At 37.3% G+C, this 21,407-nt stretch carries 19 protein-coding genes; 3 read left to right on the forward strand and 16 right to left on the reverse strand.

From position 1 onward, the window contains the following. Nucleotides 1-75: 75 nt before the first annotated feature. Both RT41_RS07545 and mnmA read right to left on the reverse strand, forming a co-directional pair. A complete protein-coding gene (locus RT41_RS07545) occupies nt 76-618 on the reverse strand; it encodes a hypothetical protein (protein WP_096818594.1) in 543 nt (180 codons plus the stop codon). Nucleotides 619-728: 110 nt separating this feature from the next. Next, nucleotides 729-1,868: a tRNA 2-thiouridine(34) synthase MnmA gene (mnmA, locus tag RT41_RS07550; protein WP_096818597.1), complete on the reverse strand. Its 1,140-nt coding sequence runs from the start codon at nt 1,866-1,868 to the stop codon at nt 729-731. A gap of 168 nt (nt 1,869-2,036) precedes the next feature. Here mnmA and RT41_RS07555 point away from each other — a divergent pair, with 168 nt between their 5' ends. Continuing rightward, a complete protein-coding gene (locus RT41_RS07555) occupies nt 2,037-2,816 on the forward strand; it encodes a DUF4931 domain-containing protein (RefSeq protein WP_096818599.1) in 780 nt (259 codons plus the stop codon). 61 nt (nt 2,817-2,877) lie between these two features. Further along, nucleotides 2,878-5,541, forward strand: coding sequence for a YfhO family protein (locus RT41_RS07560; protein ID WP_096818601.1), 2,664 nt, complete (start codon nt 2,878-2,880; stop codon nt 5,539-5,541). On the opposite strand, the gene RT41_RS07565 is transcribed toward RT41_RS07560, so the two are convergent. The 13 genes from RT41_RS07565 to RT41_RS07625 form a co-directional block, all read right to left on the reverse strand. Then, the gene (locus RT41_RS07565; RefSeq protein ID WP_096818603.1) at nt 5,482-7,458 is read right to left on the reverse strand and encodes a glycoside hydrolase family 65 protein; all 1,977 of its coding nucleotides are present in this window, start codon (nt 7,456-7,458) and stop codon (nt 5,482-5,484) included. The genes RT41_RS07560 and RT41_RS07565 overlap by 60 nt on opposite strands. 74 nt (nt 7,459-7,532) lie before the next feature. Further along, nucleotides 7,533-8,384, reverse strand: a complete 852-nt coding sequence (locus tag RT41_RS07570; RefSeq protein WP_373279840.1) for a carbohydrate ABC transporter permease — start codon at nt 8,382-8,384, stop codon at nt 7,533-7,535. Continuing rightward, nucleotides 8,365-9,294: a carbohydrate ABC transporter permease gene (locus RT41_RS07575; protein WP_096818605.1), complete on the reverse strand. Its 930-nt coding sequence runs from the start codon at nt 9,292-9,294 to the stop codon at nt 8,365-8,367. Before RT41_RS07575 ends, RT41_RS07570 begins: the two co-directional genes overlap by 20 nt. Before the next feature lie 81 nt (nt 9,295-9,375). Continuing rightward, nucleotides 9,376-10,650, reverse strand: a complete 1,275-nt coding sequence (locus RT41_RS07580) for an ABC transporter substrate-binding protein (RefSeq protein ID WP_096818607.1) — start codon at nt 10,648-10,650, stop codon at nt 9,376-9,378. Nucleotides 10,651-10,679: 29 nt separating this feature from the next. Next, the gene (locus RT41_RS07585) at nt 10,680-12,986 is read right to left on the reverse strand and encodes a glycoside hydrolase family 65 protein (protein ID WP_096818610.1); all 2,307 of its coding nucleotides are present in this window, start codon (nt 12,984-12,986) and stop codon (nt 10,680-10,682) included. Between the two features lie 48 nt (nt 12,987-13,034). Continuing rightward, nucleotides 13,035-13,280: a hypothetical protein gene (locus tag RT41_RS07590; protein ID WP_054639314.1), complete on the reverse strand. Its 246-nt coding sequence runs from the start codon at nt 13,278-13,280 to the stop codon at nt 13,035-13,037. Between the two features lie 19 nt (nt 13,281-13,299). Beyond that, nucleotides 13,300-13,692: an RDD family protein gene (locus RT41_RS07595; protein WP_054639315.1), complete on the reverse strand. Its 393-nt coding sequence runs from the start codon at nt 13,690-13,692 to the stop codon at nt 13,300-13,302. Between the two features lie 159 nt (nt 13,693-13,851). Further along, nucleotides 13,852-14,832, reverse strand: a complete 981-nt coding sequence (locus RT41_RS07600) for a LacI family DNA-binding transcriptional regulator (protein WP_245811643.1) — start codon at nt 14,830-14,832, stop codon at nt 13,852-13,854. Between the two features lie 91 nt (nt 14,833-14,923). Then, complete coding sequence (locus RT41_RS07605; RefSeq protein ID WP_096818612.1) at nt 14,924-15,394, reverse strand: CopY/TcrY family copper transport repressor; 471 nt, start codon at nt 15,392-15,394, stop codon at nt 14,924-14,926. 231 nt (nt 15,395-15,625) lie between these two features. Beyond that, a complete protein-coding gene (gene sdaAA, locus RT41_RS07610; protein ID WP_054639316.1) occupies nt 15,626-16,495 on the reverse strand; it encodes an L-serine ammonia-lyase, iron-sulfur-dependent, subunit alpha in 870 nt (289 codons plus the stop codon). 20 nt (nt 16,496-16,515) lie between these two features. Continuing rightward, the gene (gene sdaAB, locus RT41_RS07615; protein ID WP_096818614.1) at nt 16,516-17,187 is read right to left on the reverse strand and encodes an L-serine ammonia-lyase, iron-sulfur-dependent subunit beta; all 672 of its coding nucleotides are present in this window, start codon (nt 17,185-17,187) and stop codon (nt 16,516-16,518) included. 98 nt (nt 17,188-17,285) lie between these two features. Continuing rightward, nucleotides 17,286-19,298, reverse strand: a complete 2,013-nt coding sequence (locus tag RT41_RS07620; protein WP_096818617.1) for an NAD(P)/FAD-dependent oxidoreductase — start codon at nt 19,296-19,298, stop codon at nt 17,286-17,288. A gap of 273 nt (nt 19,299-19,571) precedes the next feature. Continuing rightward, entirely contained in the window at nt 19,572-19,934 is a 363-nt protein-coding gene (locus RT41_RS07625) for a hypothetical protein (RefSeq protein WP_096818619.1), read from the reverse strand. 142 nt (nt 19,935-20,076) lie between these two features. On the opposite strand from RT41_RS07625, the gene RT41_RS07630 reads away from it, so the two are divergent. Next, nucleotides 20,077-20,463 carry an iron-sulfur cluster biosynthesis family protein gene (locus RT41_RS07630; RefSeq protein ID WP_054639317.1) on the forward strand — a complete coding sequence of 129 codons (387 nt, stop codon included), beginning with the start codon at nt 20,077-20,079 and terminating at the stop codon, nt 20,461-20,463. 90 nt (nt 20,464-20,553) lie between these two features. Here the strand turns inward: RT41_RS07630 and RT41_RS07635 are convergent, their stop codons facing one another. Further along, nucleotides 20,554-21,354: an alpha/beta fold hydrolase gene (locus tag RT41_RS07635; RefSeq protein WP_096818621.1), complete on the reverse strand. Its 801-nt coding sequence runs from the start codon at nt 21,352-21,354 to the stop codon at nt 20,554-20,556. Between the last annotated feature and the right edge of the window lie 53 nt (nt 21,355-21,407).

The following is a 21,407-nucleotide window of genomic DNA, read 5'->3' on the forward strand; positions in this document are numbered from 1 at the left end:
TCTTTTTTAACCTTTTTTAATAAATATTTTCTAATTTTGCTTCTTAAGCTTAATCATTTACTTATTTATCTATAATTATTCAACCAAATAGGTGGTTAATCTTTTCACTTCTTCACGATTTAAGACCGATTGAGCCATCAAAATTCTTATTTTTGTTTGATCTGTTGGATCAAGCCCCCCACTTAAATCAATCCTCCCTAAATCATCAATGATTGGGATTGCTACTCCTTTGGGATAAATAATGAGTGGTGCAGCCGCAGTTTTTTCAGGACGTGTGAGATAAATTCCACTATAGGGGGCTCTCCCCTGTAAATTCAAAAAATACCGTTTTTCGTCTATGAGAACACAGTTTTCACGAATTAAAAATTGAATCCCATTATCAATGCCTGATTGACTGCGCCAAATTCCTTCCAAACTTGTGAAATCCCCCCTTAGAATTTGATTCATTTCCAACTCCTTTAATTCGTCCGAATCATAAAATTTTACTTTAGTAGGTTCGACGATAACAACATTTGAAAGCTTTGTCCATGGATGTTTGAAAGACAGCCATATGATTGATATTGAAAATAGTGCCAGAAAAATTAAGAAACAATTGTGTTGTATATTATTTTTTTTCATCGCCCTCACCTTGATATATTATAAAATAATTATAAAATAATTATAACAAAATGATAATATCATTAGAAATCATATACAAAAAATAGCGACCTGCGCTATTTCTTCATTCATTATTGATATTGCATGATTTGACCATCTTTGTATGCATAGTCGATTAGGGCGCCGCCTAGGCATTCGTCTCCGTCATAAAAGACAACAGCTTGCCCAGGAGTAATTGCACGAACAGGCTCATCAAAGTCTACCTTAACTTTGTCCCCGTTGACATGAATCGTAACCCCAGTATCTTGTTGGCGGTAACGGAATTTAGCTGTACAATGAAGGTCGAATTGTTCTGGCATCGCTTTTGTAAAACTCAATTGGCTAGCCGTCAGACTTGTTGAATAAAGGTGTTCGTGATGGAATCCTTGACCTACAAACAGGGTATTTGTTGATAGATCTTTTCCAACAACAAACCAAGGCTGTGAGTCATCTTGACCATGTTGCCCACCAATTCCGAGCCCTCCACGTTGACCAATTGTATAGTACATAAGGCCAGCATGAGCACCCATATCTTTGCCGTCAAGTGTCATCATTCGACCAGATTTAGCAGGCAGATAAGTTGAGAGGAATTGCTTGAAATTCTTTTCACCAATAAAACAAATTCCAGTTGAGTCCTTCTTTTTTGCTGTTGCTAATCCAGCTTTTTCTGCAATTCGGCGGACTTCAGGCTTTTCAATATTTCCTATAGGAAACATGACTTTTGCGAGTTGTTTTTGCGAGAGTTGACTCAAAAAATATGTTTGATCCTTATTTGAATCATCTCCTCTTAACATGTGGACAGTGCCATCTTCATCGCGGCTAATTTTTGCATAATGACCAGTTGCCACATAATCCGCTCCAAGATCCATGGCATAATCAAGGAAAGCTTTAAATTTAATTTCTTTATTACACATTACATCCGGATTGGGCGTCCGTCCAGCGCGATACTCAGCGAGGAAATACTCAAATACACGATCCCAGTATTCTTTTTCAAAATTAACTGAATAATAGGGGATTCCAATTTGGTCAGCGACTGCTGCAACATCTTTATAATCCTCTGTCGCGGTACAGACTCCGAATTCATCCGTATCATCCCAATTTTTCATGAAAACGCCAATGACATCGTAGCCCTGCTCTTTAAGCAGTAGAGCTGTCACACTCGAATCGACACCACCTGACATTCCGACAACAACACGTGTGTTCGCATTGTTTTTCTTATTTAAGTTATCCATTATTTTTCACCATCTCTTTCTATTTTGATTGTCACACAAAATATCAGTTTGAAGGCTGACTTTTGTTGGTTCAGTTGAAGGCTGAATTAATAGGTAACTGGATAATTATAGCAAAAATAACGAAAATTTTAAAGCCTCTTAAACTGGAGAAAATGATATAATGTTAGCATGATTGAACACACAGATAAGCCACTTATTTTTGACGCTGAAATAAATAATGTAAAATATGCATCTGCTGGACATTCAAAAATTGTCTGTCCTTTTTGTGATACTGAACATTTGCAAAATATTTTTCGAACGGAAGGAAATAAAATTTGGCTGAAGAATAAATTTTCTACGATCCGGGAATCATTAATGACGGTCATTATTGAATCTGATTTACATCTCGGTGATGTCTCTGTCTACACAAGGGAAGAGAATCGATCGGTTTTTCGCTTTGCTATTGAATGTTGGGATGAATTAATACAATCAGGAAAGTATCAATCAGTTTTGATGTTCAAAAATTTCGGCCCCCATTCTGGTGGAACCCTAAGGCATCCTCATATGCAAATTGTCGGTCTGGAAAATGTTGATGGCTACCTACAGATTTCCCCTGAAAACTTCGATGGGGTCGAAATAAAGAAGAACGGCGTTACAGTAACTATTTCAACTCGACCAATTATGGGCTTTGTCGAGTTTAATGTCATCATCTCGGAATTAAAAAATATTGAAAAAATGGCTGATGACGTTCAAACCATTACCCAGTATATATTGGGAGAATATATGGGGGGACATTGTGATTCTTACAATCTTTTCTTTCATCACATCGGTGAACTATACATTTGTAAAATTGTCCCTCGTTTCATAACATCACCTTATTTTATAGGCTATAAAATTCCACAGGTTAACCAATTGGATCGTTTAGAAGAAATAGCAAATGATCTACGAGCTAAAATGAAAAGAATTTAACTTAATTCTTTTTTTTTGAAAAAAAGAGGTGCTTTTAAGACTTTTCAGTTATAATATGTGTATGATAAAATTTGTTAAGAAAAATAAATGGTGGTTATTACTAAGCTTTTTTGTGCCTCTTGTGATGATGGCAGTCATTTTAGGAACAAATCAAATATATTGGGGCAGTTCAAGGTCCATTCTGGCAGGTGATTCTTATCACCAATATGTTGCCCTTCACTCACTTTATTCGAATATCTTACATTCTGCTGGACGTAACGGTTTTTTCTATACGTTTACGAGTGGTTTAGGGTTGAATTTGTATGCTTTTGCTGCATATTACATGGGCAGTTTCTTTATGCCTCTGACCTTCTTTTTTAATGTGCATAATATGCCTGATGCGCTATATTTACTGACTTTATTGAAGACGGGGACAATGGGGTTAACCTTTTTTGTCAGTTTTAAACAGATGTATCAAAAGTTGTCCGCATGGCTTATTTTAGCATTAGCTTGTGCCTATTCCACCATGAGTTTTTTGACCAGCCAAATCGAAATTATCATGTGGTTAGACGTGTTTATCTTGCTTCCTTTGATTGTGTGGGGGTTGCATTCACTTCAAGACAAAGGAAAAAGACGACTTTATTTTGTAACATTGACCATCTTATTTATTCAAAATTATTATTTTGGTTTCATGATTGCCCTCTTTTTGGTGCTTTATTATTTTGCAAGAGCAACCATGAAAAAGTGGTCCTGGCATAACTTTTTGGACTTTGCAGTCACTTCCTTATGTGCCGGGATGACCAGTTTAATCATGCTTCTTCCAATGTATCTGGATCTCAAAGCCAATAATACGAACGCCTTTTCTCAATCTTTAAGTTTTTTTACAGATGGATCAAGACCTTTCGACCTCTTTGCCAAGAATTTCGTTGGGGTATATGATACGACTCAATTTGGTGCTGTCCCCATGATTTATGTTGGACTTTTGCCCCTGATTCTTGCCCTTCTCTTCTTTTTTACTCACAGCATAAATTGGAAGGCTAAAATTGCTTACTTGGTTTTGCTTGGTGTCCTAATTGCTTCATTCTATATCGAAATTTTAGATTTGTTTTGGCAGGGAATGCACTCGCCCAATATGTTTTTGCACCGCTATGCTTTCATTTTCAGTTTAATTATATTGATTATGGCTTGCGAAACATTAACCAGATTGGATGAACTCGAAGTTTGGAAAATTTGTTTTGTTATTGGACTTTTAGGAATTGGATTTTCGGCTACATTGGCCTATGGAAATTACAATTATCTCAAGAATTTCAACAGCATCTTAACCGGCTTATTTGTACTTGCCTATTTAATTTTATTAATAAGTCGCCGCTGTCGATGGCTCTCATACAAATTGTTTTTACCGATTGTCTTTATCTTTATGATGGCTGAGGCTGGTGTCAATGGTTTTCTTCAGGTTTCTGGCTTGCAGAATGAATGGAATTTCGCTAGCCGAACATATTATAACCAACAAGCTGGACTGTTGCAGCCCTTAGCTGATAAAATCAATAAATTGACTGGGGACGGACTATTCCGGGCGGACAATACGAATCCTGATACAGCAAACGATGGTATGAAATATGGCTATAACTCCATTTCACAATTTTCGTCCGTAAGAAATTCCAATTCTAGTGCCCTCATGAAATTACTCGGTTTTCACACCGATGACACTTTTCTAAATTTGCGCTATCCCGGCAATACTTTACTCATGGATTCCATTTTCGGGGTAAAATACAACATCAACCAAAATCAACCTGTCAAATATGATTTTAATACAATCAGTTCAAAAGATAATTCATCAGCTCTGACAGAAAATCAAAATGCCCTCGGGTTAGGATTTATGGTCCCGGGTGGTTACCATGACGTGACTTTATCAAATGATTCAGACCGCTATTTGAGTAATCAAACAAAATTTGTCAATGCCTTGGCTAAGGTCAAATTAAATTATTTCACCCAGATCTATACCAGTTCAGAACATACTGAGAACAAAATAAGTGGCACTACTGATTATGTAACGTTAGCAAATAAAACAGGGCAAACTGGCGATGTAGCCGTAACTTATGAAATAACGGCACCTGCTCAAAGCCAATTCTATATTTCAATTCCAAACATCTCTTACATTTCAAATGACCAGAAAAATACGACGTTGACACTCTCTAAGGTTCAACCAAATGGTGAAGTCACCCCAATTTCAGGCTATTCTGTAAGCACTGATGACACTGGTACTTACTTTAATTTAGGGTATTATGAGAAGGCAACTCTATTAAAACTTACTTTAAGTTTCCCGGGTAATTCGCAAGTTTCATTCAATCCCACTTCCTTTTGGGCCCTCAATACGCAAAATTACAATGCTGCACTTGCAAAAATAAAGACCAGCACTGTCAACGGTGTGGAGGATAAAAATGGTGCGACTTTTACCATTGATGCCAAAACTTCTGGCGATTTATTTCTAACGATTCCATATGATAAAGGTTGGTCTGCCAAAGTTGATGGTAAAAATGCCAAAATTAAAAAGGCACAGTCTGGTTTTATGACCATTTCGATTCCTCAGGGGAAACACAAAGTTCAATTGAACTTTGTCCCGCAAGGCTTTGTAATCGGAAGTATTTGCTTTATTAGCGGCATTGTCTTATTTATTGGCTATGATTTTTTATTGCTTTTTGAAATCCACATGATAACTTTTTCCTTGAAAATGAACTTTGAAAGATAAACGCGTGATTTGTTCCGGTAAATGATTTTTAAATTTTAATTCATTCCCCTCGATCTGTAAACCAGCAAAACCATAAACAAGTCCGAGCCAGGAACCGCCCATATTCGCTGCATGGATACCGTGAGCTGCATTCCCCTGCATATCTGATAAATCCATCGTGGCACTGTCGGCAAAGAAGCGATAGGCCTCATTAGGACGTCCTAAACGACTTGCTACAACACCATGGATAGCTCTTGATAACGAGGAATCATGGGTAGTCAAAGGCTCATAAAAATCAAAATCTCGTTTGATTTGTTCCTCTGGCTCTGGATAAATCATATGTGCTAAGATCGTGTCTGCTTGTTTTAAAACTTGATGTTTATAAATTTTCATCGGATGATAATGGAGCAACAAAGGATAATTTTCTTTTGGCGTTTCATTAAAAGGCCAAGGTTCCTTATCCAAAAAACTATCGTCTTGTTTTGTTAATTTCCGCGCTTCATCATATCCGAAAAACATTGCTTCTGACGCATTCTTCCAATTTTCTCGTTCATAAAGATGCTCTGAAAAACGTTCCGCCAATTCACTCGCATAAGCCAAATTATTTTGCGCCATTTTATTAGTATAGTAATTGTTATTCACAAGTGCAGTATATTCATCTGGCCCCGTGACTTCATGGATTTCAAAGCCTCTTTTGCTCATAAAGCCATAGGATAACCAAAAGCGAGCAGTGTTATAAATGACCTCGCGGCTCTTCGCAATAAATTCTTCGTCGCCAGTAACTTGATCATAAAGCTGGAAAGCATAGGCGATATCCCCGTTGATATGTAATTGCGCTGTTCCTGCAGGATAGTATGCTGAGGTTTCATTCCCCGATTGTGTTCGCCATGCAAATAAAGCGCCGTCGAAGTCCAGTTCTTTCGCCCGCTCCAGTGCTTGTGGTAAAATTGACAACCGATAAGACAAAAGTTCCTTTGCAATTTCAGGTTGGGTGTAAATAAAGAAAGGTAAGAGGTACATCTCTGTATCCCAGAAATAATGCCCTTCATAGCCTTCACCTGTCAATCCTTTAGCCGCAAAATTAGTTTTTCCATCTCGTCCTGCTGAATTAAAGAGGTGATACAAATTCACACGTATCCCTTTTTGAAGCTCCTCATCACCTTCAATTTGAATATCTGATTTATCCCAAAATTCAGCAAAAATAACTTCTTGTTCAGCCTTCAATTGTTCATATTCAACCGTTTCAAAGTGATTCTGTCGTGCCATTTGATAAATCTGCGTGAATTCAAAATTTTCATTTTTATCAAGTTGCACTTTTGTGTCAATTGAATCAAATGCGGTAAAGAGTGACAAACTTGAATTTGGTGTGACGATTTGATTGGCGTTTACGAGCAGTTTTGTGGATGCTTCTCTTACGCGCGGGTCAAATTCAGCATTGCCTGTTGGTTGAATCAATTTCGCTTTCTTCTTTATTTCAATTGGGCCGGAGAAATTTAGAGGACTGATTTTTATTTTTTGAGCATAAACACTCCGATTGGCATGACTTGCAAAAGATTCAATTTCTAATCGTGCTTGTAATCCGGAAACCGTTGTATACTCATAACATTCATGCAATACTCCATTCATAAGGTCACATTCTATCGATTGTTGCATGAGTTTTGTCAATTTTTCTTCGCCAATCTTGATTTCCATACTTTTAAAATCAAATAATTTAACGATAGTCTCATGATTTTTTGCATAACCGTAAGCAGTTTCACCGTAAATAATGGGATGTGTTTCATAATATCCATTCACAAATGAACCCGGATTACTGGCACGAACTGGAATAGGGAGACTTGCTCGAACTCCCAGAAAACCATTTGCCTGAGCAAATAGGGTTTCAATATTTCCTTGTTCTTGATTCCCTAAATCATCAAGGCTTAAGATAAAATTTTTCATGTCACTCCTTCCAAAAGAGTCTGTCAGTAGTGACAGACCCTTTTTATTTAAATGTTAATTCAATTATACTTGATTTATTTTTCCCCGTCCATTCTTATTCCTTGCAAGAAGTAATTATTGAACAAAATATAAAGGATAATAATCGGAATAATGGTGAGTACTGATGCTGCCATTATACGATTCCACATTGTCCCACCTTGGTCAGCTGATTGAAGCATCTGCAATCCAACAGTTAAGGTATAATTCGAAGGTGTCCTTAAATATAGCATTGGTTGTAAGAAATTATTCCAGAAGCCCATGAAGATAAAGACAGCTTGAGTGGCAATAGATGGCCGAGCTAATGGCATGACAATTCTAAAGAAAGTACCTGTCCTTGACAAACCATCAATCCGTGCAGCTTCTTCAACATCTGAAGGAAAATTCAGGAAAAATTGACGCATCATGAAGATGTAAGAGATATTGATTGCAGCAGGTAAAATTAAGGCTGTGAAAGTGTCCAACATCCCTAAGTTTTTGATGATCATAAAGTTGGGAATCAATAGAATTTGACCCGGTACAGTCATGATGGCCAAAATACCGTAATAAATTCTTTGACGTCCAGGAAATGACAATTTTGCAAGCGCATAGCCAGCCATTGAATTTAAGAATATGTTGATTGCTGTACCGATTGTCGATATAATTAATGAATTGATGGTCCACTGAATAAAAAGTGAGCCTGACTGAGGATTAAACAAATATGCATATTGCTCCGCCGTAAAATGTTTTGAAAAGAGGGCCATGCTGCCGCTTGTGATTTCGCTCAGTGGTTTAAACGATGCAGCAATTGCCCATAAAAATGGATAGAGCGTAATCCCTGCATAAATGATCATAATCACGTAAAGCACGACTTTAAGTGATTTTTGCAAATTAGTTTCCTTCAAGTCCATTACCTCCATTCAATTTTTCGGCAATCCGTGAAACAAGGAAAATTACGATTGCAAGTACTAATGCAATAACAGCTGCATATCCCATTTGGTTATTTTGTGATTTGAAAGCATATTGATAAATCAGGAGTGAAACAGTCAGTGTTGAATTCGCTGGTCCACCCGACCCACCTGAGAAGATATAGGCTTGGTCAAACATCTGAAAAGTCCCAATAATTCCCATTAAAAGCACAAAAGTAGTCACCGGGCGTAAATGTGGAACTGTGATATATCTGAATTTTTGCATCACATTTGCCCCATCAATATCAGCAGCCTCATAAAGCGAATCAGGGAGGTCAACCAACGATGCCAAATAAATCGTCATAAAATAGGGAACAGTCGACCATATATTCATGACCATAATGACTTTTAAAGTCCAATTTGTATCGTTCAGAAAGTTTATCGGCTGATTAAGCAAATGTTGTCCAACCAAAAAGCCATTAATCGGTCCATTAAGATTGAATAGGAACATAAATATTAAGGTCAAAGCCGCCGAACTTGTTAAAGTTGGAAGGAAATAAATCAGACGAAAAAGTTTTTTTCCTTTTACACCGCGACTAGCCAATGTATAAGCCATGATCAATGCAATAATTGTCTGAGCTGGAACAACAATGAGGGCAAAAAAGCCCGTATTTTGAAAAGCACGCAAAAGGATGCCGTCAGTTAATAAATTCTTATAGTTAGAAAAATTGTTCCATGTATTCGTTTGAGCAATTAAGTTGACGTTATTAAATGACAAATATATTGCATACAAAATAGAAAGGATAATAAAGACCAAAATGACGAGTAGGGCCGGCGCCATGAAGGTATAGCCCTGAATTATTTCATTAAGTTCAGCCTTGCTCCTTTTCCTTTTTATTGTTTTATTCTTCATTAGAACCTCGAAATTCTATCCGCATTAAACGAATAGCAGTAAAAAGGTGGAAGGACCACCTTTTATGCTACTTTTTTCAAATTATTTACTGATTTTTGCGTTTGCGTCGTCATCAGCTTGTTTCAAAGCGGATTTCAAAGTATCTTCAGTTGCACCTTTTTTGAATGCATTTGAAATGAAGTTACCGTATGAGCTAACAACAGTTGTCAAATTAACACCATCTTGCCAAGCCACCGCACTTTTAATTGCGTCTTGGTGAACTTTCAAGAGTGGGTTGTCATTCAAGAAACTTGAATTTTCAGCCACATCTGGACGTGTTGCGAGTGTTCCGACTCCGTCAGTCCAAGTGGTCATACCGTCTTTTCCTGTAACATATTGGATCCAATCATTAGCGAGTTTAGAAACTTTTGTGTTCTTATTTTCACCCCATCCAACTGTATATTGCATGGTCATTTCTTTCCCTTTATAGGTCATATTAGGAATGATGTCAAAATTCAAATCTTTGTATTGTGTTTTGAATACTTGATAGTTCCAGTTTCCTGTCAATGCCATTGCAAATTTACCAGATGCAAAACCTGCTCCTTCATCACCAGCACCTACTTGTTGAGGTGTTGCGACAGCACCAGTGTTGAATAATTCAACAGCGGTGTTCAAATTCTTCAAAATAGTTGGGTTTGACAAATCGGATTTACCATCAGATGTAATTGGGTTTTGTCCGTCAGCAGTGATAAATTGCCAGTTCCTTGTTAAATCCGCATTGTAGTTCATCAAATAAACTTTACCTTTACCATAAGCGGCATCCAATTTTGCTTGTGCAGTTGGAGCCCATGTAATGAAATCTTCATATGACTTAGGAATTGCAGATTCATCAATGCCTGCTTTCTTAAAGACATCCTTATTCACATAAATGGCAAGGGTTGAAACATCTTTTGGTGCGGCGTAAGTTTTACCATTCGTTTGGAAGGCGGACACAATAGAAGGGTAGAAGTCTTTAGGATTTACAACACCTGATAAGTCAGCCAACACACCTTCTTTTTGAAGATAAGGATAGAATGATGAGTCAATATAAAAGGCATCTGGTGCTACTCCAGCTGAGAGGTCTGTTGGTAATTGCGTTGTAATATCAGTATAAACTTTTGGTTTAACTTTGACATCATATTTTTTTTCAAAAGACGAGACAAGTTTGTTAAAAGTCGCATTTTCTGTATCAGACCCTTTCCAATAACCAACAGTAAGCGTTTCGCCTTTAACAGAACCAGATTTATCAGAACCAGACGAATTTGAGCTACAAGCTGCAAGTGATGCCGCAGCCATGAATGCTGCTCCAGCAAGGGCAGCTTTTTTCCAAGTGTTCATACAATTTTCCTCCTAGTGAAAATTAGTTATTATATTGTGACCATATTTTGTAAGGTGTATTCTTGCCCTTTGTGCATAAATACAATATTTTGTCCATTATCAAGTTTGCTTACTGTAAAATGTGCTTGATCTATTTTTACCGTAAGTGCTTCGCCTTGATAATCAAAACCAAACTCTAAATGAGACCATTCTTTAGGGAGATGTGGTTCAATTCTTAATTTCGAATTAAACATTCGCACGCCCCCGTAGCCGAAGACAACCATTTGCCAAATCCCTCCAAGTGATGCCGCATGAATTCCTGCATCAGAAGATTTCATGTATTCCCCCATATCAATTGCAATGGCTTTATTAAAGAAGTCGTACGACTCGTTCAACTTTCCTAAATCTGCTGATAAAATCGCATGGGTAGAGAGACTTAATGAGCTATCATGAGTTGTTTTAGGTTCATAATAATCGAAATTTTTCAACTTCAATTCTTTATCAAATAAATCTTCAAACAGAAGCATCAGCAGCAATACATCGGCTTGCTTTGTGACCTGCATTTGATTGACTTGTTCCAAATTATAATCATGGAAAAGTGAATCTACCCCATCTTTTGATTTATAAACAGATAAATCCAGAATTTGCTTAGATAGGTATGAATCATCTTGAGGAATTATTCCTTCATCGGTTGGTCGAGGTAGATATATTTTATTTACTTTTTCCTGTAATATTTTCAAAAGTTTTGTAAAATTGAACTTTTGATTCAATCTTTCGTAAACTGATTGCTGATCATTTCTTAAACTATCTATAAGTTGAATTGCAAATGAGACGTTCCAATAAGCAGTATAATTTGTGTAAGCATTATTATTTACGTGTTCTTTATACTCATCAGGACCAATCACATCTTTGATTTCATAAAAATCGCCCTCTTGGTTATACTCCAGTCGACTGGCCCAAAATTTCGCAGTATCAATTAGAATTTCAAAACCTTTTTCCTGTGCAAATTGAGTATCACCAGTCACATCCAGATATTGTTTTACACCAAACGCGACATCAGAAGTGATATGTTGTTCAATAAAACCTGACCAAATTTTTGTCGCTTGTCCAGTTAAAATGTCGGCAGCTCCCCAAACTGGTGTCACTTCTCCATCTGTCGGCCAAGCAGCTTCCCAAGGATATTGAGCGCCATCAAGTCCATTTGATTTTGCTTTTTTGTGTGCACCATCAAGTCCCAAATAGCGATAAGTGACCAATTTCTTGGCAATATTGGGATGTGTATAGGTAAAATAAGGGAGCATGAATATTTCTGTGTCCCAAAATGTATGTCCTTTGTAGCCTTCTCCAGACATTCCTTTGGCACCAATATTCATTCTTTCATCGTGGGCGGGCGTCATGATATGCAAATGGTAAGTCGCAAAACGAATGGCAAGTTGATCTTTGAAATTTTTTGATTCAATGATAATGGGGTGCTTATCCCAAATTTTTTGCCAAGCAATTGCTGACTCTTCAAGTAAATCATCAAAAGTCATTTCTTCGATTGCTTCCATATCATCAACAGCTTTTATCCGTATATGTTCTAGGTCTCTGAATTCCAAATCATTATCTATCGATGTATAAATTGAGCCTCGTTTTTCAATTTCCACAGTTCCATTTGAAGGAAGTTCAAAATCATAATTCATGAAAAATGATCTTCTCCCTGTTTCCGGTCTATTCTTTGACGGAACTGTGATTCGATGCTCCACAGTTTGGACAAATTGGATTTTTGAATGCGTTGTCTGAGGCATCATCTGGATATACTTGCCTACCATCAATCCCTTTTCACCATCGGTAAAATGTTGACTTCCTTCATTTGAAACTTGACCATTGATCCCTGAGCGTAAGTGAACCTTGACAACTTCATCTGTCATATTTTGAACCTTAACATGACTTGACAAAACATGACGGCGTGCTTTAGAAATAAATTTTCTGAACACAAATTTTAATTTCAAATCGCCGCAGATCCAAATCATTTCTCTGGACAAAAGACCATTTTTCAAATTTAATTTTTTCCGATAGTCTTTCACTTCCCCATCTAATAATGTGAAGCTTTTTCCATTAAAATAAAAGTTCATCGCCCACATATCAGGAACATTGGGAAGTTCAGTGACTTCATTTTCATCAAATTGATTGAACGTTCCTGCAACGAAGATATCGCGTGTTTCCCCAACGTAACTTTCTTCTTCAGAGGCACGGGCGCCCATATATCCGTTCCCTAGTGCCATAATAGCTTCAGTTTTCCCTAAAACTTCCGGGTCAAAACCAACTTGTTCAATCTGCCAAAGCTTATCCCTTGTGTAGTTCATAAAGGCATTCATTACATAATCTCCTTTTTACTAAAACGTTTTAGTAAAGTCTAAAATTTTTTATTTATCAAAATAATGTTGATTTCTAAATACGAGGACAATAATTCCAAAAAGATAAATCCCTATAATGAGGATGACTTTTATGTGCAAAAAGAGACTCAAAATAAGATAGGGTAATACATAGATCGCATAAGCTCTCACATACTTCATCGGATCGTACTCTTCACGATAGGCCCAAGCAATAAAATAGGCTACGACTACCGTCAGTATAAACATGATCGTAAGAGGCAGGGCTGGGATATTCATCAAGGGAAATTTAGTGTCATTAAACAGTTGCGATCACCTCACTTCTACCAACAATATCGTGCAAAAACTTGCTTTTTATAAGATAACAAATTATTGAAATAAACAAAAATATTGGTCCGCCATAAGGTAAAAAATATAGTATCTTTGTAAATTCTCGTTGTCCAATTTCTGAAAGCGAGTTTTCCTGCGAAACAACTTTTAATTTAGCGAAATACTTCCCCAGTGTTTTCCCCGAGAATGAACTTTCACAAATCATATTGTATAAGATAAACAAGGCTGCAGCTAACAGGTTGAGCATGGAATTCCCCTGCCCTTTTGCTAGAATCTGAACAAGAAAAAGCGAAGGCAAATAGATTACAATTAAATCTATCAGAGTTGCTAAAGCTCGTTGAACGAACATTAATGCTTTCAAATCTATTTCAATCTCCTAAAACGATTTAGTACTCCTTTAGTATAACAAAAACGCTTTCATTTGTAAATGGTTTATTTTAAAAAAAAGATATTTTTATTTCATTTCTAAAAATATCTCTATCGTGCTTTTATTAATTTCTTACAAAAATTATTGTTAACTTTACAATCTTGCAGAGTCTCGTACAATGATTTCATAAGGGATGTATTTTTGTACCACTTTCCCAGTTTCAATTTGTTGAATTAAATCTGCAACCGCGACCTTTGTAAATTCTGGAATGTTTTGACGCACGGTCGTTAAACTGGGTGTGATATATGAAGCCAATGTAATATCATCAAAACCAACAACGTCAATTTTTTTAGCTACATTACGCTTTTTTAATGCCTTAATTACACCAATGGCCATCAAATCTGAGGCCGCAAATATGGCATCAATTTCTTCAATTCTTTCCATCTGTTCTACGATTTGGAATGCCATTTCTTCTGAAAAATTGGCATAGCTGATCAATGGATGCGCGATAACTGAACGAACCCCAGCCTCACGTTCCATAGCAACTGCTGCATTATTTGACCCGTTGATGAATAAAATCTTCTTGTTTCCTGATGCTAATAAGCGTCTCGCAACTTCGGCAGCTGCTGCTTGGTTATCAATTGATACACTTCCAACCGAACCGTTTTTTACGGTCATATCAATCGCAACCGTCGGTACGTCTAATCGTTTCAATTCATGGTAATAAGGGTCCTCTGTTGTAAGCCCCTGTATTATCAGTCCAGAAATATCACGTTCGCCACAAAACTGCTTTAATGATTTCATCTTTTGTTTTCTACCATTGACAGCATAAAAGACAAATTCATATTCCGTTTTATCAAGCGCCTCTATGACGCCACCAAGTATTTCCAAAGGCATAGCAACCCCTCTTGTTACATTTATTTCATTTAGAATTAATGCAATTTGTTTTTTATTTTTAGAGGACAAGCGTTTAGCGGCATAATTAGGCGCATAATCAAGTTCTTTTGCTACAGCTAAGACTTTCTTTTTAGTCTCTTCGCCAATATCGTCGTAGTGATTCAAAACGTGCGATACTGTACTCGACGAAACTCCAGCTCGTTTTGCCACATCAAGTATTGTACTTTTCTTCATCATTTACTCTTTCTAAAACTTCGCAGTATGATTTTATTCATTATAGCATTTTTAAAGACAAAAAAACCGACCGTAATCGATTTTTTAATCACTATTAAACTAAAACCGTATCACACTCGACAAGTTCTGTTTCATGGGCACACGAAATCGAATTATAATCTTGAATACAAGTGCAATCCACTTTACTTATTGTTTCTTTCTGAGCCAAACTTTCGGTCAGAAGTGCAACATCGGCATCTGTCAGTTCTGAAAAATCTATCATCCCTGCAATGAGTTCACTTTGCTTTGTGGCGCAAACTTTTCCAAGAAGCGATTTTCCCATTAACCCAACGGCTGTACATTCTTTCATCAAAGGTTGATAAACAAATTTCCGGCCTTCTTTTTCAGTTGCAAGCATCCCTTTTTTCACTAACCGACCCAGCAATGTTTTAACTGTCGCCAACGACCAATCTAAATGTTCAGGAATTTGATTCATGATTTCATCTACCCGAGCTTCTCCCAAAGACCAGATCACACGCATCACAACCATTTCTGCATTTGAAATATTACATTCTTCTTCCATTATCCACCTCCTTTTCAGTTTATATCCTTAACCTATAGTTTACAACTGTAAACTAATAAAGTCAAGCGATATGTCTAAAACTTTTACAACTGCTAAACTAAATAATTTAACTGTAATTGGAGTTGGCCGTTTTCACAATTTTACACATAAAGGCCGATGTTCTAGAAAATAATCACTGAAACGAGCGCATCGTTGGAAAAAGATTTAAATTTCGATTAAAAATAAATTTCTGAGTTAGTTATCCCCAAAAACTTGGGCCATAATTTTTCGACCGGTGGGTGTTTGTGCTAAGCCCCCTTCTGCAGTTTCACGAAAAGCTGCTGGTAGAGATCTCCCCACATTATACATACATGAAATCACTTCATCAACTGGGATCGCTGTTTTCACCCCAGCAAGTGCCATATCAGCAGAAATCATGGCTTGTGATGCTCCCATTGCATTTCTGTGAACACAGGGAATTTCGACTAAACCGGCAACTGGATCACAAATCAAACCTAACATATTTTGAAGGGTTAAAGCTATTGCATAACCTGCTTGTTCAGCAGACCCACCAGCTGCGAGAACAAGTGCGCCCGAAGCCATTGCAGCGGCTGAACCAATCTCAGCTTGACAACCACCTTCAGCGCCTGAAATAGTAGCATTATTCGCGATTGCAAGTCCAAATGCTCCACCTGAAAATAAGAAATCAACTTGTTGTTCGTGATTAAGTCCCAGTTTCTGAACGGCTGCTGTCAAAACCCCCGGCATACAGCCTGCTGAACCAGCAGTCGGTGTAGCACAAATGAGTCCCATTTGTGCATTAACTTCATTAACAGCCACCGCATCCCGCGCAGCTCCCAATATAATATCCCCAGACAAACCTTTGCCAGATGTAATATATTCATTCATTAATTTAGCATCGCCACCCGTTAATCCAGTTCGTGATTTTTCACCCAGGAGTCCTTTTTGAATCGAAGTTATCATTGTCTCTAGATTATGTTCCATCATAGAAATAATTTGCGCACGTCCACGCCCTGTTTGTTCCATTTCAATAGCAATCATCATTTCTGCTACCGAATCGTATTTTTTCGATTCCTCAATTAATGTTTGAACATTTGTAAACATTTTCCCTCTTTTCTTGTCTCTTAATTAAAAAAATTTACAGCATGGAGGCGAGGAATTTTTTTCATTTCCTCATATGCCTCATCAACATTTGAACTGTCAACTTCTAGAATCATAATGGCCTTCTCGCCCTTTGCCTCACGTGTTACATTCATTTTTGCTATGTTTATGAAATGGTTTGACAAAACATTAGACACTCTGGCAATCATTCCGGGAACATCTTCGTGAATAATTACAAAAGTCGGCATTCCTGCTGATATTGAAATATCGAACCCATTAAGTTCCGTCACTTGAATCATTCCACCACCGATTGAAATCCCTGTAACTGTCATTGTTCGATTCCCTTTTTTACAAATCAGTCGAGCGGTGTTGGGATGATCTGATCTTTCTTCAGGATGAGGAATATAGGCCACCTCCATTCCCTGCTCGTAAGCGATGCGAGGTGCGTCCGGTAAATTTTCATCATCCGTCTCCATCCCCAAAACACCAGCAACAAGTGCCACATCCGTTCCGTGCCCCCGATATGTTTTAGCAAACGATTCATACAAATGAATTTCTAATTTGTCAGGAAGTTCACCAAAAATTGAACGAACTATTTTACCAATACGGGCAGCACCCGCGGTATGCGAACTCGAAGGTCCAACCATTACAGGACCAATAATATCAAATACACTTCTATATCTTAAATTATCCATTTTATACACTTTCTTTACAAAAAAATTATATCATAAAAATGAACGGCAGCTTTCTTTAAAATAAAAAAAAAGCTCAAAAGATTGAGCTTTTTTAAAAATTATTTCCCTTTATAAATCGAACGTGATGTCCCATACCAAGCCTTGCCTAGTACCTTTTGGAGCCATGGTTGGAGCCATTTGTCAAGTCCGAGTGCACGTCCAGAACCAGCCATCAATGCGATTGCTACTGGGATGTACCAAAGTGAAACCCAAGTCAACATTCCTGTTGTAGCGAACATAACTGTCAAAATTGCTGTCCCAGCTGATGCGATAAATGTGAAGGCACCGAAGAGAAGACAAAGAGCAAGTCCCAATTCTACAACGGACATGAATTTTTGCAAGAACAAAGCAGTATTGTAGCCTGTTTCAGTATTAGGCATAAATACTTTCATCATTGATTGCATCCAGTGTGGAACACCATTTGTCATTGCCGCTGGAACAGTTCCGTATTCGTAAGTGATTCCTTTTGCAGGATTGATATCAGTGATTGTTACACCATGTTTAGCGAGTGCTGCAAGTGCTTGTTGAACTGTAACATCTGAAGTGCTTGCGTGTACAGCTGTACTTGCACCTGATGCTGCATCTGCTGCTGCGTGACCAGCAGCCGCTTTAAGTTCAGCAGGAGTTTGGAGCCATCCACCATTGTCTTTCAAGAAAGTTGAAATTTTAAGTGTTGAACCCATCCAACTTTGGCTTGCATTTCCAAAGAGTTTTGGAAGCGCATCTAAGAGCCAAGCAAGTCCAAAGAAGATGCGGAGTGGGAAGAGCCAAAGCACATTTCCACGACGTGAAGTGTGTCCGCGGAACAAGTTACGTTCATCTTCAGTATTGAAGATTTCGTTTTTCAAGTAAGTGAAGAAATAGTAACCTGAACAGAGTTGCAAAGTGTAAATAAGGTATGTAATGTTCTTCATCAACATCGCCCAGAAGCCAGTCAAACGAACGCCCATTACTTGTGCAACACCCCATTGTGAACCAATAGAGACCATTGTACCTTTATATTTGCCTTCAAATTTAGTTTTTTCTCCACCTTTAATTTCGGCGATAATGTTGTGAGCCGCAGTGTGACCTGTTTGTTCAGCTGCTTCAACGATTTGAGGCTGTGGACGTCCTGATTTAGGATCCATGTGTCCTGATACGTCACCAGCAACATAGATTCCTTTTCCTTCATGTCCAACGGCTTCCATGTAATCATTTGCAAGCAAACGATGTCCACGTTCTGTTTCAGTCAATTCAGAAGCTTGTGCATCAGTATTACCTTGAACACCAGTTGTCCAAATTAATGTATATGATGGAATTTGTTTTTCAACATGTTCTTCACCGCGCGCGCCAACACTTACAACGATGTGATCTTCAGCAACACCAGTGATACCATGGTTCAAAAGAACATTAACGTTTTTCTTACGGAGGTAAGCAAGGGCTTTATCAGCTTGTTTACGATCCAAAGTGTTCAAGATAGTTGGCATCATTTCAACAACGTTCAAAGTGATTTCACTTTCATCGAGTTTCCAATCACGCGCAACTTTCTTACGCCAATCAATCATTTCACCAACCATTTCGATTCCTGTGAAACCTGATCCTGCGATGTTGAATGTAAGCATTGCTTTACGTTTTTCATCGTTTGTTTCAACAGAAGCCAATTGAACCATACGTTCTAGTTGACGTTTAATCTTCATTGCGTCTTCGAGTGACCACAAAGTATAACCAAATTCTTTAACTCCTGGAACTCCAAAGTCATTTGGTTCGCCACCCATTGAAAAGAGAACAAAATCATAGTCATATACACCATGTTCAGTGATGACTTTTTTTGCTTCTTTGTCAACTTTAACAATTGAATCAGTAACAAGACTGACATTTTTACGTTTTCCAAGTAATTTTTGCAAGTCATATTGTGCGTTTGTGAAAGGAACGCGACCTGCTGCAACTTCATGAAGTTGTGTCATACTGGTTTGGTAGCTGTGGCGGTCAATCAAAGTGATTTCAGCATCATTTTTCAAAGCTTTTGAAAGTTGACGAGTTGCTGATACACCAGCGAAACCTGCCCCAAGGACTACGATTTTTTTCTTAGCCATTTGAGATATTTCTCCTAATAAGTTATAAATAATAATAATTCAATTTTATTATATCGCTTTATTAGAGTTTTGTAAAGTTTTTGTGAATAATATAATTTGTGAAATTTATTTAAATTTTTTCACAAGCTAATATTCGATTGATTTGAAATATTGAACATACTTTTTCCATAAAATTGAACTTTTTCTGGCAAATGATAGGGCTTGCAATAACGGGTTTCAGTCCTTAATTTTTAGGAAATATTTTGTGAATTTTTTTAAAAAATTGAACATATTCTACTTCTTATATGACTCTCGTACTATTTTTTCAGACAGGCCAAAACATTTTGTAAATGGAAGTACATAATTGACATCATCTAGTTGCTTATTTTTAAAAAATGTAATTCGACTCATTCCATTTTTAACTTCAACAGTAACTCTGTGACTCTCATCAATGAAAAAATGAATATGATCGACATCGCCTTGATGAATACTGACCCCTAAAGTTTTTCCGTCGTGTAATTCACAAGTTTGTGAACCATGAAGATAAGAGTCAACCACTAATTTCAAGATTGCAATTTCGGTATTCGGACTGTGCTGACTAGCTTCGGAAATGTGTGGATGCTTTTTAATTTGATTTTCTATATGTTTGTTTCGCATGGAGCACCTCCTTTCTATTTCTATTTTAACAATTGTTTTCATGGGTACAAAATGAGATACAAATTAGAATTATATTACAAAGCTGTTGAGTGGTAAATTTCAAAATCATTTGCTAAAATTTAGAGTAAAGAGAGGTGTTATAATGAATATCACATTTGACGATGCAGTGAGAGATCGCTTGTTATTACTTAAAGGTTCACACGAGGCTGATTTGGTCCTTGATTTCGACCACACTTTGAGTCGTGAAAATATTGGCCAAGACTGTTGTGGAATAACTCGCTACCGTATCGTTTTAGTGGAAAAAGGAAGTGTGCCTGAGGTTTTTAACGCTTCAATCTCATCCAATTTTGGTTCTGTTTATTTCAAAGAATGGGGGCAAATGTATTTAGATGATGAAATGAAGATTCGATTCAACGGCCCTCTAATTGAAATCATGGGTCGAGGTGAACTTATCGCTCCTAACATTGAAATTGTTGATTTCCGAGGTGATCAGCTAAAAATCAAGGCCGAAAAAGAATTGACTGTTTAATTAATTAAAATTGCCATTGAAACTGTAAAAATCGCGATTCCGATCCTAGTAAAAGAATCTACAAAATGATACTAAAAAACTGAGCCACGCTCAGTTTTTATTTTTGTTAATAAAATCAATGACTGTTTGATTGAATTTTTCTGCATCTTCCAAATGTAAGATATGACCACATCCTTCAAAATAAGCAACTTCTGAATGAGGATTTCCTTGTAAAGCACGAGCTGCTTTGGCATGTTCTGGTGGAAATACAGGAGATTCTCCTCCAGCAAAAAATAAATGCGGCTTTTTCTCCCGTCCTAATTCTGCTCGCCAATCCTGTTCGGTGACATTGAGTAACAAGGAACGATAAGTTTTGAAGTCAAAGGGATACATTTTTTTGCCTAATTCACGCTTAATTTCTGTGCTTAATTTTTTCTGAGTCAATTTGGTACGTGGAAAATCAATAACAAATTGTCCTAATTCTGATAATGTTCGCCCTGTTTGACCGTCTAACCAACCTTCATGTTTCATAAAAGTTGGCGCTTGGTCCTCTGTAATCACCAATAGCAAGTCTTTATCAGTAAATAATTCCTCAAAGGCCATGATTGTTGCTGCCCCCATAGAATGCCCGAGTAAAACAGGGTGTTTTAACTTTAAATGAGCTAATAATTCATGCAAATCAGTCGCCAACCGGGCTAAGGTCAAGCCATAATTAACTTTTTCTGACAACCCATGAGAACGATGATCATAAGTAATGACAAAAAATCCGGCATTTACCAAAGGCTCAATCTGACAGCACCAAGTGACTTCGCTCGCTGAATATCCATTTATCAAAACAATGGCCTGATTTGCAGGGTCTCCATATGTATGAAAGTGAATTTCAACATCATCATTGGTAATAAAAAAAGACATAATTTCTCCTTAATTCTACATCATGTTTATTGTATCAAAAAAAATCTGTCAGC

Origin of the sequence: Lactococcus fujiensis JCM 16395, assembly GCF_002441655.1 — a bacterium.
Classification (GTDB): Bacteria; Bacillota; Bacilli; order Lactobacillales; family Streptococcaceae; genus Lactococcus; species Lactococcus fujiensis.

Coding starts and splice junctions, on each gene's coding strand:
- RT41_RS07545 (WP_096818594.1), bottom strand. CDS start 618: ATGAAAAAAAATAATATACAACACAATTGTTTCTTAATTTTTCTGGCA.
- mnmA (WP_096818597.1), bottom strand. CDS start 1,868: ATGGATAACTTAAATAAGAAAAACAATGCGAACACACGTGTTGTTGTC.
- RT41_RS07555 (WP_096818599.1), top strand. CDS start 2,037: ATGATTGAACACACAGATAAGCCACTTATTTTTGACGCTGAAATAAAT.
- RT41_RS07560 (WP_096818601.1), top strand. CDS start 2,878: ATGATAAAATTTGTTAAGAAAAATAAATGGTGGTTATTACTAAGCTTT.
- RT41_RS07565 (WP_096818603.1), bottom strand. CDS start 7,458: ATGAAAAATTTTATCTTAAGCCTTGATGATTTAGGGAATCAAGAACAA.
- RT41_RS07570 (WP_373279840.1), bottom strand. CDS start 8,384: ATGGACTTGAAGGAAACTAATTTGCAAAAATCACTTAAAGTCGTGCTT.
- RT41_RS07575 (WP_096818605.1), bottom strand. CDS start 9,294: ATGAAGAATAAAACAATAAAAAGGAAAAGGAGCAAGGCTGAACTTAAT.
- RT41_RS07580 (WP_096818607.1), bottom strand. CDS start 10,650: ATGAACACTTGGAAAAAAGCTGCCCTTGCTGGAGCAGCATTCATGGCT.
- RT41_RS07585 (WP_096818610.1), bottom strand. CDS start 12,986: ATGAATGCCTTTATGAACTACACAAGGGATAAGCTTTGGCAGATTGAA.
- RT41_RS07590 (WP_054639314.1), bottom strand. CDS start 13,280: ATGAATATCCCAGCCCTGCCTCTTACGATCATGTTTATACTGACGGTA.
- RT41_RS07600 (WP_245811643.1), bottom strand. CDS start 14,832: ATGATGAAGAAAAGTACAATACTTGATGTGGCAAAACGAGCTGGAGTT.
- sdaAA (WP_054639316.1), bottom strand. CDS start 16,495: ATGTTTACAAATGTTCAAACATTAATTGAGGAATCGAAAAAATACGAT.
- sdaAB (WP_096818614.1), bottom strand. CDS start 17,187: ATGGATAATTTAAGATATAGAAGTGTATTTGATATTATTGGTCCTGTA.
- RT41_RS07620 (WP_096818617.1), bottom strand. CDS start 19,298: ATGGCTAAGAAAAAAATCGTAGTCCTTGGGGCAGGTTTCGCTGGTGTA.
- RT41_RS07625 (WP_096818619.1), bottom strand. CDS start 19,934: ATGCGAAACAAACATATAGAAAATCAAATTAAAAAGCATCCACACATT.
- RT41_RS07630 (WP_054639317.1), top strand. CDS start 20,077: ATGAATATCACATTTGACGATGCAGTGAGAGATCGCTTGTTATTACTT.
- RT41_RS07635 (WP_096818621.1), bottom strand. CDS start 21,354: ATGTCTTTTTTTATTACCAATGATGATGTTGAAATTCACTTTCATACA.